We start from the raw sequence: 18,060 nt of genomic DNA on the forward strand, positions 1-18,060 counted from the left end.
ATCCTCATCCGCTCCAAGCTGGATGACCGCTGTATTAACCTATATCGATGAGCATCCGAGCAACCCTCTTGGATTGTCGCAGCTTGCCAAACGCGCATCGGTTACGCCCGCTCATTTTTCGCGTGTTTTCAAAAAACTAACCAGCATGAACGTTACGGAATATGTCACGACCAAACGAATTATTCGCGCTAAAGAGCTATTAATGGAGAGCGATGCCAATATTGCCGAAATAGCCGAGCAATGCGGCTTTGAAAGCCTTCCGCATTTTCACCGTATGTTCAAGAAACTAACAGGCATGACACCCTCTCATTATAAGAGGAATGAATAATTGATAGATTTGACGGTTAATATTAGCGGATACAGGCCGCCTGTTTCTCTCATATGTTATCTAGTAAAGAGAAACTTGCTAGTAAGGGAGGCTCATAGATGGTTCGTTCAAGTGTGAAAACCATTAAGTACCGCGTAGGCAAAAACAAATATTTGATCATTAATATTTATCAATCATCCGAAGCAAGTGCACAGCAGGGCAATGTGCTGGCAAGCAATGCAGCTACTGTGCAAATTTTCAAAAAATCAAAGCGCAGCTAGTTCCCTCTCATTTCTCATCCCTCCACTAAGCAGCATTATTTTACACACGCCTCAAAGGAGGTGATAACATGTCCTTTAAACATTCTAAGCAGGGCAACACGGTAAAGAAAAACAACGGTAAAACCTTTGTTAATGTCAAGCAAAACGCACATGCATCCATTAATCAAGGCGGAAATGCATTTGCAATCAATGCAACAGACATCGGAGTCGTCCGTATTCGTCCCGGCCAACAGTAATAAAGCAGAATCAAAGTAAAAAGGCTGCCTCCGCAAGGTTTTCACAACCTGTGCAGGGCAGCCTTTTTTTACATATTAAACTCGCCAGCTGACCAATCGATTAACGATGACCAGTGTCATAGCTGTGTAGAGAAGCATCATGAGGCAATCCAGCATGACCCCTTGTGTCCAGCCATGAAGCAAAACAACGCGCATGGCGTCCGCTGCATAAGTTGTAGGGAAAATATACGAGACGACCTGCAGCGCTTTAGGCAGCTGATTGAGCTCTACCATGACTGGAGATAGGAAGGTTACAACCATCATAAGCAGCTGAGCAAGCATACTGGTCAACTGCTGATTCGGCGACCAGAAGCCTATGCATACGCCGAGCCCTACCACACTCGTCAGCGACAGCAGCATAACGACTGGCAAACCCCATGATAGATGAAGGTCTACGCCATAAACAAAATAACCAATGACACCCAGCAATACGAAGGATGGAATCGTGCTCATAAGCCCGCGCAGCAAATTAGCGGCTACGAAGTTTATTTTCCGGATTGGAAGCGATGCATAAAATGTAAAATGTCCCTGATGCTTTTGCATCGATATTTCTTGCCCCATACTATTTAAGCCCATAATAATGACGCTAAATATCATATTGCCCGCAATAATTTGAACCATCATCTCCGGGGCTGGGTCAGCGATAAAGAAACGCATAAATAAAATCGTCGTGAGCGGAAACATCGTTGCCAGCAGCACAACGATTACCCAGCTGTCACGTATAAGCGCGAATTGAATGCGGAATAAAATTTCCAGCTCCGTCCATAATCGCTTCGGTCCAGATAGTTGTATGGACTGCATGTGCCGCAAGCCAAGTGGTGTTCCATTCATGATGCGGATACCTCCTTCATTGCCAATTCATCAATATGGAAATAAACATCCTCTAAGCTTGGAGGCACTACGGCATATTCCACAATCGGCAGCTCTGTATGGTCGATAATATACTCTAGCACTCTGCCTGCAACATTCTTCTCAACTAGCAGCAGCAAACGATTCTCGCCGCTCTCCTGCACGATCCCGTAATGATGAAGGGCAGCAGCAGCTTCTTCACGACGCCCATTCTCTGTCGTAAGCTCAAACTTCAAGCGCTGATCAACCTTCTGCTTTAACGTTGATACATGATCAATCGCCAGCAGCCTGCCATGATTGATAACAGCCGCTCTGTCTACAACCTGCTCAGCCTCCAGCACATTATGCGTGACCAAAATAATCGTCGCGCCTTCGCGATTGCGTTCTTGGATTAAATTCCAAACGAGCCGCCTTTTTTTCGGATCAAGCTCATTGGTAGGTTCATCAAAGATAAGCACAGGTGAACGGCCAATTAGCGCTGTGCCAATACCGATCAATCGTTTCTGTCCCCCGGACAGCTGCTTCAGCAGCTTGTTTCTTACATCCGCCATATCAAATTGCTCCAATAATTCCTTCGCCTGCTTTTCTGCCTCTGATGCTGGCATCCCTCTTAGCCTGCCCGTAAAAGAAAGAGCCTCATGCACTTTCAGCGCTGACAGCACATGCGGCTCCTGCGCGTAATAAGCCACCATGCCGGATACGTGACGCGTATTCTTCATCACATCCTCGCCGCAAAACAAAACCTGTCCTTTGGTAGGTTTCAATTGACCGACCATTTGTTTAATGAGCGTTGACTTGCCCGCCCCATTCGGGCCGAGCACGCCGAGTATCTCTCCTTCACGAACCGTAAGCGAGATATCATCATTGGCTGTGACCATCGTTTTGCCTTTCTTATATACCTGACTTACTCCCTTTAGCTCGTATACATACTCACCCAATCTCATTCACTCCCTTATGTATTACGGCAGCAGCTTGCGCCTTGTTTGCTCCYAGTARTAAGCGATTTTTTCTTTGTCGAGCTCATAATAGATGCGATTATCTACCCGAATCAGCTGAATGAGATTAAGATCAAACAACATATTCGTATGATAGCTTATAGCAGCAGGCGTTAAGCCCATTTCCTRAGCAAGCTCATTGCCATAGTAATTTTTATGGCGAAGCAGCTCAATCAATTCCAGCCTTCGCCTATCGGCAATAACCTTCAAGAAACGCTCAATCGTCTCTTGATCCTCGTTACGCCATGCAAAAGCGTCATTGTTGATTCCAACCACCACCAAATTGGAATGTCCTTCACGGTCATCACGATGAATGCCAACACGCACCTGCGAAAAATAACTAACATGTACGGCTGTCTCTTTATCGACCAGATCAACATCCATCTTCGTAATATCGCGGATCGCGCGCTCTGGCTGTTCATCAAATAAGGCACGATATTTCACAGCTCCAGCTTCGCCAAGCTCCTTCAAGCGATCTCGCATAGGCATATAGGCATAACGATGAAACTGCTCCATTATAAACAGAGTCCGCTGTTTGTATTCCTCAGAAAATCGAATATGTTCCAGCAGTGCCGCATGCTCCGCTTGATCAGGCAGCTCACATCCCGCAACGAGCTCGTAAAGCAACCCCGCATCCTTCGAGATGGCTCCCCAGTCTCTCCCCTTCGTCCATTCCATGTTCTCGTCATTATATTTCGCAGCTGCCAGGTGGAAGACGAGCTCGCTTGCAGGCTTGTCACGGTAAAACGCCAGAAAATCCTCAGAACTATTCAGCTTGTCTCGTTCCTCTACAAACAGCATAACCATGACATAGTCAAGCCGCTCTTTAAACATGTTGTCACCAAATAGGGCAGCTATCTCTGCTTTCACATAATTGCTCATGCTCGCATTCGCGGTCTCCGCCATACGAATCATTTCATCATCCAGTGTAAAATGAATCTCGCGCGCGAAAGCCTTCATATGCTCGAATTGCGCAACAAATTTCATCGTGACTAAAAATTCAATAGGCTCATGATAAGAAAAATGCAATCTTTTGGCTGCTATTTCCCAGTCTAAAATAATTAACGCCTCCATAATTCGTTAAGTATTTGTTTAATGTTATTTGAATAATATACAAAAGTCATTTAACAATCGTTAAACATTAATTTAATTGAACCAACCTAAATTGTCAATATCATCCACAAAAAAAGCTCTGCACAGGCTTAACTTCTTAGCCCATGCAAAGCTTCTTCTATCCAATATTTTTTACGATCCGAATAATCGCATCAGCAAGATACCGGCGAAGGCAAGTGAAATGCCGGTGATCTCTATCTTCGTGAACTTCTCTTTCACAACGAATCGTGTATAGAGCAGCACAATCAGAACGTTTAGAGCTGTGACAGCAGATACTAGCCCCGCTTTGCCAAGATCAAATGCGGTTACAATAAGCATCATGCCGACAGCGTTAGTTGTGCCGACGGCCAAACCAATAAGAAACGTTTTTTTGCCGCTCCAAGCCGGTGGCTTATCGGTTAAACTAGCACTGGTCGAATGCTGTGACACACGCACTTCCCCCCGGGCAGTGACCGCACCCTGCAGCGACAACGCTCTTCTAGCTCTTTCCGCTTGCAAATCTCGCAGCCACCATATGCCAAAACACGATGCGCCCGTCACAAACATAAAAAACATGGTAGGAAACAAATCTGCTTCCATAATTGTTGACCATTTCCCTGACAAATCATTTGCTGCAAACAGCAGCATAGCCAGCAGCCCCCACTGTGCTCCTTGCAAATTGCGCAGCGAGATGTCATTCGATAGCCGAACGAGAAGCACTCCGCCAACAATCACGACAAATGCAATAAATTGCATCGCATGGAGTTTTTCTCCCCAAAGTCCAAACGCAACGATCACAACAACGACTGAAGGCAATGCCGTTAGTATCGCTACAAGTGAAGCCTTGCCGACGGCAAACCCCTTGAACATGCTGGCATTCGCACCGAATGAAAACAAGCCCATTTGAATGCCTATCAACGCCGCGAGCGTCCAGCTAGATGAGAACACTAACGCGCAAATTCCATTTACGAGCGCTCCCATAGTAAACGCGCCGCATAGCAACAAGTTACGGTTAAGCGGCTTCTGACTCGTCCAATGGTACAGAATGCCTCGCAAGCCAAAACATAAGGCTGCAAACACTGAATAAGTAAGCCACATGAGTGCAATAGAACCCCTTTCTTAAATCAAACCTATATGAAAGATAAACAAAAAGGAAGCGGTTGTCTACACCGCTTCCCTTTTTAAACAAACGTTGCAAGTCCCATCTTGTTCTCCCTCGATAAAACATTCCCTTTGGAATTAAACTTACAATTAGTAAAAAACGCCCGATTATAGAATCAGGCGCTTCTAACAAATCTATTGATTTATTACATGTCAGCCTTTGACAGCGCCAGCAGCGATACCCTTGACGATATGCTTTTGCATAATAATAAAGAAGATGAATATCGGTACCAATGTGATGACCGTAAGTGTCATGAACATCGGCCAATCAACGGTAAATTCGCCTTTGGCTTTATAGATTTGCAGAACGAGTGTCGATTTGGAGGATGAGTTCAAAAACAGCATAGGTGCCAAAAAGTCGTTCCATATCCACATCGTCTGAAAAATGATACTCGTTATCGTAATGGGCTTTAGCAGCGGAAAGATGATCCGCCAGAAGATGCCCCATACACTGCAGCCATCGATGACGGCCGCTTCGGGCAGCTCCTTGGGTATCGACTTCATATAGCCCGTCATTAGGAAAAAGACGAAAACAGAGCCGCTCGTGTAGAGAATGATCAAACCGGATATTTTGTCGATCAGGTGCAAATCACTCATCAGCTGGAACAAGGGAATGAGAGTCGCTTGGAAAGGAATCATAAATCCGGCAAGCAAATAGAGCATAGCAAACCGTGTTAATCGATTCGCATTAAACACAACCGGGTATGCCGCCATCGCACCAATCAAAACGATCAATAAGACAGAACAGACGGTGATTATAAAACTGTTCCAAAAGCTYTGCAAGATCGATGTTTCCTCGAAAACCTGGACATAGTTTTTAAAGATCCATTTCGAAGGAAGAGCCATCGGGCTTCTTGCTGCATCTTGCATCGTTTTGAACGTGTTGACAATGATCAAATAAAACGGGAAGAACGCTATTAATCCGGCAGGGAGCATGATGATGTCTAGAATCCATAACCGTTTTTCAAAGGTTTTTTTCATTGTATGCCCTGCTCCCTTCGTTGCATTACTGTAACTTGGAAGATAGCAATCGCTAACACAATTAGGAAAAAGACGATCGACATTGCCGATGCTAGGCCGTATTGGGTTTCAGATATTCCCCTTAATACGATGACCTGGGTTATCGAATAAGTTTCATAGCCAGGCCCGCCCTTTGTCAATGCAAATGGAATTTCAAATACTTTTAGACCGCCGGTAAGCAGCAGCATGACGCTGACCGTCATCGCAGGTGCGAGTAGCGGAAAAGTTATAAACCGAATTTGTTGCAAACGGTTCGCCCCATCTATTGAGGCAGCTTCATAATAATCTTTCGGAATGGATTGCAGAAATGCCAAATACAACACTGCGTGCCATCCTGTTATCGCCCATGTTGCCACAACGATTGTTGACAGTTTCGCTAGCAACGGGGCGGATAGCCATGGCTGAGGACCGATGTTAAACAGCTCACTAAGGACGGTGTTCAGTACCCCTGACCCAATCGGTGCAAGGATAAATCCCCAAATATAGGCAAGCAGCAAGCCGCTTGGAATCGACGGGAAGAAAAAGATGGCGCGATGAATGTTTCTCGTTAAAAATTTTTGATCCAATATCATAGCGAGCGGGATAGCTAACAACGTAACAAGCAAAGCCTTGCCAAAAGTAAAAAATAACGTATAGGAAATGGCGGATGTAATCGCATCATCACTAAATATCCGCACATAGTTTTTCAAGCCAATAAAATCATATGCCTCCGTATATCCGTCAAAATTAGTAAAGCTCAAGAAAAACGATTTGATCAGCGGATAGATCGTAAACAATGAGTATATCGCTAGAATCGGAAGCAAAAACAATAGAAACTGTAGTTGACGAACATATTTGACCATAATTTGCCTCCTTTGAGACTTTGATTGATGATGTCGGCAGTCGATAAAACTGCATTGGAAGCATTCAAGTAATAGAGGATCAAGGTGTAAATAGTTGAAGAGAGGGTAGTAGGTTTCAACATACCCTCTACTTTAACTAATTCCGATTATTTATTTTCCATTTCTTTCAGTTTCTTATCTAGTGAAGCCGTTGCTTGCTCCGGTGTTATTTTGTTTACGGCTATATCTTGGATCGATACAAGGAATTGGTTGCGCAACGCTTCTTGATGTCTGTCCCACGATACCATTGGCAAATAAATCTTTCCTGCCATCAGCCCGTCGTTATATGCTGGTGCATACGCCGGGTGAACTTTGCTTTCATAACCGTGAGCTGTAATGATACCGCCAGTGCCTTCCTCGAATTGCTTCAACCCTTCTTGCGTTGTCATATATTCGAGGAACAGCAAAGCTTCTTCCTTGTTTTTCGTTTTACTGTTGACAGCGAAACCTACACCAGGAGCACCGTTGTAATATTTGTTGCCGGGTTCTTTTCCTGGAATCGGCATAATTTCGAACTCAATATCGGGATTCGTTTTCTCAATTGTGGCAATGTTCCAAGGGCCGCCAGGGAACATAGCTACGTTACCAAGGGAGAACTCGTTCATCACTTGGTCACCGGTTAGTCCAATCATGTCTGGCGTCAAAATTTTATTATCAATAAGCCCTTCCTTCCACATCGTTAGCACTTCAGTCCATCCTTCAGCAAATGTTGCCTCGCCCTTAAACAGCTTCTCGTCGAACGTTGGGTCTTTCGTTAGTACATTGCTGCCGAACATGGCGGAATGAATAATCGTAATATCATGCATTCTGTCATAGAGTGGAATGATGCCCGCTTCTTTAAGCTTCAAGCAGTCCTGGATGAACTCATCCCATGTTTCTGGCAATTGAGTGATGCCAGCTTTTTGAAACAATTGTTTGTTATAAAACAAGCCGCCTGCCCATCCGCTTTGAGTGAAGGCATATGTTCTTCCATCTTTACTTAGCATCGGTTTGTTACTGTCCAACATAACGGACATGAATGGTTCGTCAGTCAAATCGAGTGCATAACCGCCATCAATAATCTCATTACGGTTTTCTGCGGCGATGATGAAAATATCAGGTGCCGTATTAGACAACAGCATCGTCTGAAGCTTAGCAATGTAATCCTTTACCGGTGGAGCAAATTGAAAATCGAATGAAATATGTGGATATTTTTCTTTGAAGCCGTCTATAACAGGCTTCATTTCTTTTTCATTGTTCCATGCAAGAATGCTTAGCTTGACTGATTTAGGTGCATCATTACCCTTTTCAGCATTGTTGGTCGTACCTTCATTACCGGTATTGCCTTTATTACCTGTATTGCTGTTTTTACCGCATGCAGCGAGCACGACTGACAAACAAAGGAGAGTGATAAGAAGCAGTAGAGACATTTTCTTCATGTTTGATTAACCCCCATGTAATCATTTTTTTGTAATAAGCACTTGTTGTAAGCACTTACAYTTAGAGTGTAATATGAACTCGCTTGAATCTGAATTCATATTGTTGCATCATTTGTTGTCAAATGTTGCACTAGCAGCAAATCCGATTAATTGGGTCGAATAGACGATGCGCGGTACTCTTTAGGCGTTACGCCGAAATACTTTTTGAAAGCGCGGCTAAAGTGGCTCTCGTCCAAAAAACCGATATGCTCCGCGATGTGGTTGTTCCTCCAATTCGTTCCAACGAGTAGTTCTGCGGCTTTAATCATCCGCACCTGGATCACATAAGCCCAATAATTCACACCGAATTCCTGTTTGAACGCACGACTTAATTGATACTTGTCTATATCGAAGCGATCTGCCACTGATTGCAAAGATAAATCCTCTTGATATCGGGTTTCTACATACGGTTTAATCCGCCGCACAGCATCCTGAAGCTTGGATCCGGTTTCCGAAGCAGGCGCTCTTACCGCTAGCATGCTCTCGGAAATTAGCTGTGGCAGAAATGCGGCATCTTGGGTAATTGAGCTGATTCCGACAGACAATGTGTGAGACGGTGATGACTCTGCCACTTTTTCCATCACAGATTCACTTAATTCCCTCAATTGACCGCTAGACAGATCGTCCCCCCCGCCGACTAGCACTACTTGCTCCTTGCGGTTTTTACAACACATAACACAGTGGATTTTGATGACCGCTTGTTCTTGCAGCAAGCAAGAATAATCATCGTCCGATGGCAGACTGTTCTCGAATGTCAAAATTGCAAAACGTTCGATGGCGAGAAATTCTAGGCAGTCTCGGAAGTTTATCAACGAATTTGCTTCGATCTGTCCAGCGTATATCGTCCGATCGAGTTCACTGCGAATCGATTTCTGAGCATCCGATACGGACTGTTGAATCAGCTCACGCAAAGCATCCCGAAGCAATTCGGCATCGACCGGCTTTAACAGGTACTGGGAAACATGAAGTCGAAGCGCATCCCGTGCATATTCGAATTGATCATACGCACTTAAAATAATTGTTCGCGGTATTTTGTCCAAATGTTGAATCCGCTTCAGCGACTCGATTCCGTCGAGCAACGGCATATGAATATCCATGATCATCAGATCGGGACGGAAGGTTTCTACCATGTTGGCCGCTTCTTCTCCGTCATATGCATGTTGCACCTTCACAAACCCTAGCTCCTTCCAATCCATCACTTTATCTAAATATCTATGCAAAGATAATTGATCGTCCACAATAAGCAATTTCATGCTCGCTACCTCCCCGAAGATATCACGTTCTGGGCAACACGATATAAACCGTTGTAAATACCCCTTGCCTGCTTCTAATCTTCAGTCCGTAATCAGGTCCGAATTTCAATCGGATACGCTGATTGACGTTGAATAGGCCTATCCCATCCGGCTTAAAGTCTTGTTGCTTCAATTGCCTTGCCAATTGACGGCTTCTGCTCCTTGATATCCCTTTTCCATTATCTTGGATAACGATCATAATTCCTTTTTTGACTGTCATAACCCTAATCGTCATTTTTGCTGACTGCGGATTTTCGCCAAATCCATGAAAAACCACGTTTTCTACGAGAGGCTGCAGGATCAACTTGATCGTTCTGTTTTTTAGAATCGACTCGTCCGGAATAAGAAACTCGATGTCAATTCGATCGTCATATTTTTTGTTCACAATATAGAGATAATCCCTGACGTTCTGAATTTCTTGTTCCAGCTCCACCATCTCTTCCGATTGCTTCATGGAATACCTTAGCAGACTGCTCAATGACAACACCAAATGGTTGGAATCCTCCGTGCTTCCACATACAATTTCGGTTTGCAGCAGTTGCAGCGTATTGAATAGAAAGTGTGGATTGATCTGGGACTGCAGCGTTTTAAGCTCTACCTCTTTTAGTGCAATATCTGATTGATAATTTTGTTTGACCAACGTTTCGATCCGGATGACCAGTTCCCTAAATTTGTCGCCTATCAAATCCAATTCGCGATACCTGTATTTATTCTTAATGATATAAATACTGTCTTCGCCAATCTTGTCCAATGTTGAGAGCAGTTGCCCAAATGGGCGGGATATCCGAGCGGTGTTCAAGATGGATATGAGGAGGTTGAGCAGCAAACAAAGATAAATAAAACCGATCAAGTTTGACTTCAGTGAGTCTGATTGTCCTCTGATGACAGACATCGGAATCGTCGAGATCATTCTCCAACCCTGAACGGCAGTAGGGTGGAATATAACAAGTGTCTCATTTCCGCCAAGCTCGGTAACGAAACTTCCTGAGTCGCTGGCATAAATAAGCTCGATACCTGAGAAGTCAAGTTTTGTCCCGATTGCCGTACTATCCTTATGGGCGATGATAGTCTGCTGATTATCGATCATAAAGATGCTTTCATTGTTTTGATAGGAGCTAAATTCAAACATCCCGTTGATTTTGGCTAAATCCAGATTAGCAATGACAGCCCCGATCGTTCTAAGGGTATAATCTTTAACCGGAAGAGCGATCGATAACGTCGGCATGTTATATTTTGAAATATTATTTTCTAAGTAATAGTCCTGCGTATGGAGTCCAAGCGTAATGAATCCTTTGTTTGGAGTATCCGAGATCGCCTGCCTAAACCAAGTTTGTTCGGTGAAAGGATAATCCCACCGAAGTGATTTTCTGCCATCTAGGTTGTTTACATAGCCATTTTTGCCCAAGATCAAAACATCACTTACCATTGATTGCAAGGAAGATACGCCAAATGCTAGGTCCGCGATATTCCTCTCATGCTGGATGCGTCCTGCGATATCCATTTCCCTGCCTGGATTCATCAAGCTTCCAACCGAATAATGGCCTGTTAGAAGAACGAGCGGGCGAGTCGCTTCTTCAAGATTGAAGCTAAGCCCGCGTGCTGCCTGCTCCATTATTTTGTAGCTGGATTGAGTGACTTCTTTGGTAAGACTTTTAGTTGAGTCCTGAACGGATAATAGTCCCAGCAACAATAAAAGTAGAATGTTTACAATTAAATATGAGAACATGATCGTTCGAATGATGGTTTTTCCAGGTAAGGAACTAATCAAGAATCTGACAGCATTGTTCATCATTCTGTCCCTCTTTCAAGCCAATTGTTTTGTTAGTGATTTCATTTCATAACCCCGAAGCCATACAGGATTGATCATTTTTAAGCCCAGAAAAAGGAGTACCTCCCCAAATCTTCAAGTGTTAAGCACACCACTAACACCGAAAGAAATGGGAAGGTCCTCAGATATATAGTATTCAACAAAAAAATCTATTTTTCCCAGCTGGATTTGTTGGTATTACCACCCGAGTCCACCTGCAGCTCTATTTACACAAAACCCACAACAAAGCTATGGGTCGTATAAGACGTAATATCTGCTGTAATCTTTATTTAATGATCCGTCTGCACATCATCATACTCATCATATCGAAAATAATCGAAATCAGCGTGCTTGCGTTCCCCGCTTAAGTCTTGGACGCAAACACCGATAAAATTGCCTGTAAAACGAATATAATCAGCATATTCATCAGATAAATGGCTAACATCAAGCTGTGGGCCAATCACAATCCATTCCCCTGTCTGGCCCGCATACATGAACCTGGCCATTTCACGCTGAATACTCACCTTCAATCGGTATGTTCCATCCGCAATTGGAATATCTTGATCCAGTATTTCGTTATAGATTCCATTTTCTGATTGTACAATCCCAATACATGTACCTAATTTCTCGTGATGAGTCAGGCGTAAATAGACATAATCACGGGTATCGTAGAACAGAATCAATCCCGCCATTTGCTGATAATGCTCTGGACGGTATTCAATGGATGTTTCCGCTTCACAATACATCGATTGCTGTCTACGCGCGACAAGACTTTGGCGATGCGTTGAACTCATGGACTCCTGGCCACGAAGCCGCAAAAATCCTGGCCTTTCCGTTAAGGATAGCCAATCGGGACTTGCAGGGATGCGAAGGGTGTTCCATTGCAGCCCAAGCTGTGCTCTATCAAAGTGGTCGAGGCTCGGTTCAGCAGGGAATGGATGTGTTGGCAATTGAGGTGCTTGCACCACATATTGCGGCGAATTGGCTCCTCCGTCAACAGCGATCCAATCATCATCCGTCCAATGACAGCGCTGAATGGCCGTTTCTCTGCCGAGCATACATCGCTTATCAATCACAGGACGACCGACGAGGTGAACCATATACCACTCGCCGTTCTGCGTTTCCACTAGTGAAGCATGCCCCGCCTTTTGTAATTTCAATTCCGGCTTTCCCGCAGATGTCAAGATTGGATTCGCGGGATCAACTTCATAAGGACCATCGATATGCCGAGAACGCGCCATCGTGACAGCGTGTTCATATTGCGTTCCACCTTCAGCTGTCAGCAAGTAATAGTATCCATTTCGTTTATATAAATGAGGCCCTTCGGTTAATCTCAGCTGTGTGCCTAGAAAAATATTTTTCTTAGGACCAATAAGTTTCTTCTTTTCCTTCGAGTATTCCTGAAGAATAGTGCCAGCGAAAGAGTTTGTCCCTCTCCTATGATCCCAGATCATATTCACCAACCATTGGCGACCATCCTCATCATGAAATAAGGAAGGATCGAAACCGCTGCTGTTCAAATAAATGGGCTCAGACCAAGGCCCCATTATATCGTCCGCCGTCACCATATAATTATGAGTATCCTTGAAGGCTCCCGTGCGACTTTTTACATCTGTATAAATAAGATAGAAAACGCCTTCATGATAGCTTAAGCATGGTGCCCACGCGCCACCGGAATTGATGTTGCCTTCCATATTCAATTGTGAAGAACGTGTCAATATCGAAGTGAGCGGACGCCAATTCACCAAATCCTTGGAATGGTGAACACGTACTCCCGGGAACCATTCAAATGTCGAAGTTGCAATATAATAGTCTTCTCCTACACGCAAGATAGATGGATCAGGATGAAATCCTCGCAGTATGGGATTGTTAATCATGTTCCCCAACTCTCCTTTAAATCTTGTTTAACTGTTCATTATTTCCTGGCCTTCTGCCGTGTTCATACCCGCTTCCAGCAGTTTGACGATTCTGTCTACGTCATAGACGCATCCCCGCCATGTGCCGCCGCTCGCTGCTTGCAGTGCAGCCCATAACCGAGTGTCGTCAGGAAGATCAGGGTCTTTCGCGAGATCGGGATGAGGTTTTCTAGAAGCCAATACATTCGTTCCCACTTCCGAATCCTCCGGCACCTCACCGCTGCCTACCATTTCGACATGTCCCTCTAATTGACGGAGGTCGATACGGATGTCAATCCAATCGCCATTGCGAAGCTGGCCAACGGGTCCGCCAGCAAGGGCCTCGGGTCCAATATGACCTATACAAGCGCCAGTTGAGACGCCCGAGAAGCGTGCGTCTGTAAGCAGTGATACTTCTTTGCCGAAGGGCAGATGCTTAAGCGCTGAAGTCAGCTGATAAGTCTCTTCCATCCCCGTACCCGATGGGCCGCGCCCAATGAGTACCATAATATCCCCGGCAACGATGCCTTTGTTTTTTATCGCATGGATTGCCGCACGTTCCGTCGTGAACACTTTCGCCCTGCCGACGTGGCGATAGACCCCATCACTGTCAACCATTGAAGGATCAATTGCAGTCGATTTAATAACAGAGCCCTCGGGACAAATGTTTCCTGTCGGGAAAGTCACAGTCGAGGTCAGCCCTGCTTGTTTGGCGCGTTCCGGGTTGAAGATAACGCGGTCTGGATCAATCCCCTCGTTCTCCAGCAAATGCCGGCGCATGCGGTGGCGGCGTTCTGACGATTCCCACCAATCCAGCGTCTCCCCAATCGTATTGCCTGTTACCGTAAGCGACTTCTCATCCAAAACGCCAAGTTTGCGCATATGCAGCATAACCTCAGGTACACCGCCAGCAAGGAAAGCTCTCACTGTCGGGTGATGTTCTGGTCCATTAGGAAGAACGCTGACTAATCGTGGGACGCTGCGGTTGACTTCTGCCCAATCAGCGACAGTTGGCAGGGAGAGCCCCGCCGCATGTGCGATTGCAGGAATATGGAGCAGCAAATTCGTTGATCCGCCGAAGGCTGCATGAACGGCCATCGCATTTCGAATGGCATGATCCGTTACAATTTGGCCTGTCGTCAGTCCGCTCTCCGCCATTTTGAGAGCAGCTCTCGCAGATTGCCTTGCCATTTCCTCCCACACCGGCTGTCCTGACGGTGCCAGTGCAGCATGAGGAACGGTCATACCAAGAGCCTCCGCTATCACCTGTGCCGTTCCCGCTGTTCCTAAGAACTGACAGCCTCCACCAGGTGTCGCGCACGCGCGGCAACCGAGATCAGCCGCTTCCTCAAGCGAGAGTTCACCATTCGTATATCTCGCGCCAATCGTTTGAATCTTGCCTGCATCCTCGCCTTGGGTCGGTGGAAGCGTAACGCCGCCTGGAACAATTACGCCAGGAAGTTTACCCATCCCTGCCAGAGCCAACATCATGGATGGTAATCCTTTGTCACAAGTGCCTACCCCCAATACGGCCGAGCGTTGCGGCAAGGAACGGATAAGACGTCTTAATACCATGGCCGCATCATTGCGAAACGGCAGTGAATCGAACATCCCCGTCGTCCCTTGTGAACGGCCATCACAAGGATCGCTCACGAAACCCGCGAAGGGCACGCCACCAAGACCTGTGATTTCCTCCGCTGCGGCTTTCATCATGATTCCAACTTCCCAATGCCCCGTATGATAACCAAGAGCGATCGGGCGGCCGTCCTCCTCTCGAATGCCGCCTTGAGTGCCAAGAATGAGTATTTGCTTTCCCAAAAGCTTCTTCGGGTCCCATCCCATGCCAACATTCTGTGTTAATCCGAATAAATCACCGCTTGGTGAATTACGAAGCATATCCGGGGTAAGCGGCAAGGAGCCGCTTGGTCCTGGAGCATGTGTATAGATGTCAAAATAAGAATCGATATCCTTGCCCATTATCGTTTCGAAGCCTTCATTCATTTCACACCATCCATCCCTTGTGTTGTCGTTATGGCTTAATGAATACGGTTTTGATTGAAGTATAAAATTCAATAGCGGCTTGGCCTTGCTCCCTTGAATGCGAACTGGACTGTTTCATACCCCCGAACGGTGCTTGAAGCTCAACACCGGCTGTCTCTGCATTAATACGGACGAGACCTGCTTCCATATCTTGAACGAACTGCAAAGCGTTTCCGATATTACGGGTATAAATTGATGCGCTAAGGCCATAGTCCGTATCGTTGGCAATCTCTATCGCTTCTTGAATATCATTCGCTTCGATTAGTGTAAGCACAGGCCCGAATATTTCTTCTTGAGCAATCGACATTTTTGAAGTCACTTTATCAAAAATCGCTGGCGTGACATAGAAGCCATCTGATAATGCGCCCTCAGTTGGTCTTGTGCCGCCATACAGCAATACTGCCCCTTCTTCTACACCCTTACTAATGTAAGATAGAACGGTTTCCATTTGTTTTTCATTCGCACATGGGCCTAACCATGTCTGTCCATCCATTCCATCTCCAACCTTCAATTCAGTCACCTTCTCGAGCAGCTTCAACTTGAACTCCTCATAAACATCCTTCACTACGATAACTCGGCTTGTCGCAGTGCACTTCTGGCCAGTAGAACGAAGCCCCCCGCTAATTGTCGCTTCAACCGCAAAATCAATGTCTGCATCTGCCGCAATTAGGATCGGATTTTTTCCGCCCATCTCCAGCTGATACTTAGCCCCGCGTGCCAACGCTGCTTGCCCTACCGCTTGCCCTACCGCATTGGAGCCCGTGAAGGTGATTCCGTTAATATCAGCATGTTCCGCAATACCTTGACCAATGACGCTGCCACTGCCTACGATCATATTCAGAACACCAGCTGGTAAGCCTGCATCATGGAAGCATTGCATAACTTTCGCTGCTGTAACCGCTGTTTCCGTTGCTGGCTTCCATACGACCGAGTTCCCATATATTAATGCAGGTGCGATTTTCCAAATAGGAATAGCAACTGGGAAATTCCAAGGGGAGATCACCCCTACCGTTCCGAGCGGTGACCTTGTAGTATACAAGAAAGCATCTGGATCGGAAGACGGTATAACATCACCTATTTTACGCATGCCTTCTCCTGCATAATAACGCAGAATGGCCACTCCACGTGCCGTCTCGCCCTTCGCCTCGGGTAATGTCTTCCCCATTTCCCTCGTCATCGCTTCACCGATTTCATTCACTCTACTTTCCATGATATCAGCTGCTTTGAACAGTAAATTCCCCCGCTGTGATCCCGTTAGCTTACGCCAAGCAAGCTTGGCCGCCTTTGCAGCTGCAACAGCATCCTCTAAATCCCGTTTAGTCGAATCCGGGATCATACCTACGACTTCGTTTTTATTTGCTGGACTAATACTTTTCTGCGTTCTGCCGCTCTCAGAGCTTCTCCACTCGCCATTAATGTAGTTGTTATATATAGCGTAATTTATATTTACCATTTTAATCTTCCTCTCTTATTTAAATTGCTATTTAGGTCAAAACAGCAGTATTTACTAGTGTTCCAAGGCTAGTGATTTCAATTTCAATGACATCTTCAGGTGCAAGTGTGAACTGATTCGGAGGAACGATACATGTACCCGTGAGGAGAATCGTACCATCGTACACAATATTATCCCTGAGCAAAAAGGAAACGAGTTCCTCCAGCTTGCGTTTAAGCTGTCCCGTGCTTGCTGATTCATCGACTACTTTTTTTCCATCTCTATAAATCCGCAAAGTGATCTGCAACTGGTAGGGATCTTGAATCGTTTCGGCTAATCTTATGACCGGTCCAATTGAGCATGATTGTTTCCAAACCTTGGCTTGCGGAAGATATAACGGATTCTCTCCTTCAATATCGCGGCAGCTCATATCGTTGCCAATAATGTATCCAACAATATGGCCTCGCTTATTTAAAACCAAACCAAGCTCCGGTTCCGGAACCTGCCAATTCGAGTCGCTTCTCAAGCAAACATTATCAAAATGGCCAACCGTCCGAGCTGCTGTGGATTTCATGAACAACTCTGGCCTTTCTGCATCATACACCTTGTCATAGTAGGTGGATGCATTCAGCTTGCCGCCAGTCGCCTCATAATTTCTAGCTTCCTTGCTGCGCGCATAGGTTACACCGGCTGCCCATACTTCAGGGGCAGCTACTGGCATAAGTAATTCAAGACTAGCAAACTCCCTATCCAGCGGCCGATTTGAACGGATCACATCATTCACGTCTTCAAGTGGTGTTTTTCCTGCCTTCTCGATTCGTTCAATGAATGATATAAAGTCCGAATCCGCCAATTTGAATACCTTATCCTCGTCAGTTACTGCTGCCAAACATTGCTCTACGCCATCACGATATCGAATAATTCTCATTTTAACCTCTCCTTGTTTTATAATATAAAACGACGTTCTTAAAATATAATATAGATCGACTTGCTTTCATCGCATGTCGATCTAGCATTAACTCAATAGTTATTGCTCAGGAAGCTCATCTTAGAACTGATAACCTAGTTGCCGAGAAATTTCACTCGTTTCCTGCCGAATCAGGTCAATTAAATGTGCCAGTTCTTGATCATCAACGTGTGCTACCATGGTGGATATGCTCATCGCCGCTATCACTTGTCCGTTATGATTGTATATCGGAGCAGCGGCACACCGGACCCCCGGCTCATTCTCCTCATTATCAATAGCATAACCTTGCTTCCTGACTTGCTCCAACTC

16 protein-coding genes and 1 pseudogene are annotated in these 18,060 nt (G+C 45.5%); 3 read left to right on the forward strand and 14 right to left on the reverse strand.

The genetic code is table 11. The features are described 5' to 3' along the window. The 3 genes from AC1DSE_RS14285 to AC1DSE_RS14295 all read left to right on the forward strand — a co-directional run. Window positions 1-328: helix-turn-helix domain-containing protein (locus AC1DSE_RS14285; RefSeq protein ID WP_477527810.1), on the forward strand; the 328-nt coding region annotated here is incomplete at its 5' end. A gap of 98 nt (window positions 329-426) precedes the next feature. After that, complete coding sequence (locus AC1DSE_RS14290; RefSeq protein ID WP_339204908.1) at window positions 427-588, forward strand: hypothetical protein; 162 nt, start codon at window positions 427-429, stop codon at window positions 586-588. Window positions 589-656: 68 nt separating this feature from the next. Next, window positions 657-824, forward strand: a complete 168-nt coding sequence (locus tag AC1DSE_RS14295; RefSeq protein WP_339204909.1) for a hypothetical protein — start codon at window positions 657-659, stop codon at window positions 822-824. Window positions 825-899: 75 nt separating this feature from the next. On the opposite strand, the gene AC1DSE_RS14300 is transcribed toward AC1DSE_RS14295, so the two are convergent. The 14 genes and pseudogenes from AC1DSE_RS14300 to AC1DSE_RS14365 all read right to left on the reverse strand — a co-directional run. Next, the gene (locus AC1DSE_RS14300; protein WP_475444118.1) at window positions 900-1,694 is read right to left on the reverse strand and encodes an ABC transporter permease; all 795 of its coding nucleotides are present in this window, start codon (window positions 1,692-1,694) and stop codon (window positions 900-902) included. Then, window positions 1,691-2,566, reverse strand: a pseudogene (locus AC1DSE_RS14305) (ABC transporter ATP-binding protein); the annotation flags it as partial. The gene AC1DSE_RS14300 and the pseudogene AC1DSE_RS14305, both read right to left, overlap by 4 nt. A 105-nt stretch (window positions 2,567-2,671) precedes the next feature. Further along, on the reverse strand, window positions 2,672-3,736 hold the full coding sequence (locus tag AC1DSE_RS14310) for an ArsR/SmtB family transcription factor (protein ID WP_477527811.1): 1,065 nt from the start codon (window positions 3,734-3,736) through the stop codon (window positions 2,672-2,674). A gap of 216 nt (window positions 3,737-3,952) precedes the next feature. Continuing rightward, window positions 3,953-4,897, reverse strand: coding sequence for an EamA family transporter (locus AC1DSE_RS14315; RefSeq protein ID WP_477510372.1), 945 nt, complete (start codon window positions 4,895-4,897; stop codon window positions 3,953-3,955). Window positions 4,898-5,113: 216 nt separating this feature from the next. Next, entirely contained in the window at window positions 5,114-5,941 is an 828-nt protein-coding gene (locus AC1DSE_RS14320) for a carbohydrate ABC transporter permease (protein ID WP_477510371.1), read from the reverse strand. Continuing rightward, a complete protein-coding gene (locus AC1DSE_RS14325) occupies window positions 5,938-6,822 on the reverse strand; it encodes a carbohydrate ABC transporter permease (RefSeq protein ID WP_430063207.1) in 885 nt (294 codons plus the stop codon). The genes AC1DSE_RS14320 and AC1DSE_RS14325 overlap by 4 nt, the downstream gene beginning before the upstream one ends. Before the next feature lie 146 nt (window positions 6,823-6,968). Then, window positions 6,969-8,279: an ABC transporter substrate-binding protein gene (locus AC1DSE_RS14330; RefSeq protein ID WP_477510370.1), complete on the reverse strand. Its 1,311-nt coding sequence runs from the start codon at window positions 8,277-8,279 to the stop codon at window positions 6,969-6,971. 146 nt (window positions 8,280-8,425) lie between these two features. Further along, a complete protein-coding gene (locus AC1DSE_RS14335; RefSeq protein WP_477510369.1) occupies window positions 8,426-9,571 on the reverse strand; it encodes a response regulator transcription factor in 1,146 nt (381 codons plus the stop codon). A gap of 22 nt (window positions 9,572-9,593) precedes the next feature. After that, on the reverse strand, window positions 9,594-11,402 hold the full coding sequence (locus AC1DSE_RS14340; RefSeq protein WP_477510368.1) for a sensor histidine kinase: 1,809 nt from the start codon (window positions 11,400-11,402) through the stop codon (window positions 9,594-9,596). 305 nt (window positions 11,403-11,707) lie between these two features. Further along, window positions 11,708-13,294, reverse strand: a complete 1,587-nt coding sequence (locus AC1DSE_RS14345; protein WP_477510367.1) for a glycoside hydrolase family 43 protein — start codon at window positions 13,292-13,294, stop codon at window positions 11,708-11,710. A gap of 27 nt (window positions 13,295-13,321) precedes the next feature. Next, window positions 13,322-15,313 (reverse strand): YjhG/YagF family D-xylonate dehydratase, encoded by a 1,992-nt coding sequence (locus AC1DSE_RS14350; RefSeq protein WP_477510366.1) that lies wholly within the window; start codon window positions 15,311-15,313, stop codon window positions 13,322-13,324. Between the two features lie 28 nt (window positions 15,314-15,341). Continuing rightward, window positions 15,342-16,805 (reverse strand): alpha-ketoglutaric semialdehyde dehydrogenase GucD, encoded by a 1,464-nt coding sequence (gucD, locus tag AC1DSE_RS14355; RefSeq protein WP_477527812.1) that lies wholly within the window; start codon window positions 16,803-16,805, stop codon window positions 15,342-15,344. A 31-nt stretch (window positions 16,806-16,836) separates the two neighbouring features. Next, window positions 16,837-17,712 carry a fumarylacetoacetate hydrolase family protein gene (locus AC1DSE_RS14360; protein WP_477510364.1) on the reverse strand — a complete coding sequence of 292 codons (876 nt, stop codon included), beginning with the start codon at window positions 17,710-17,712 and terminating at the stop codon, window positions 16,837-16,839. A gap of 120 nt (window positions 17,713-17,832) precedes the next feature. Beyond that, a partial coding sequence (locus AC1DSE_RS14365) for an IclR family transcriptional regulator domain-containing protein (protein WP_477527813.1) occupies window positions 17,833-18,060 on the reverse strand: 228 nt, incomplete at its 5' end.

It is taken from the genome of Paenibacillus sp. 01L418 (assembly GCF_056400045.1).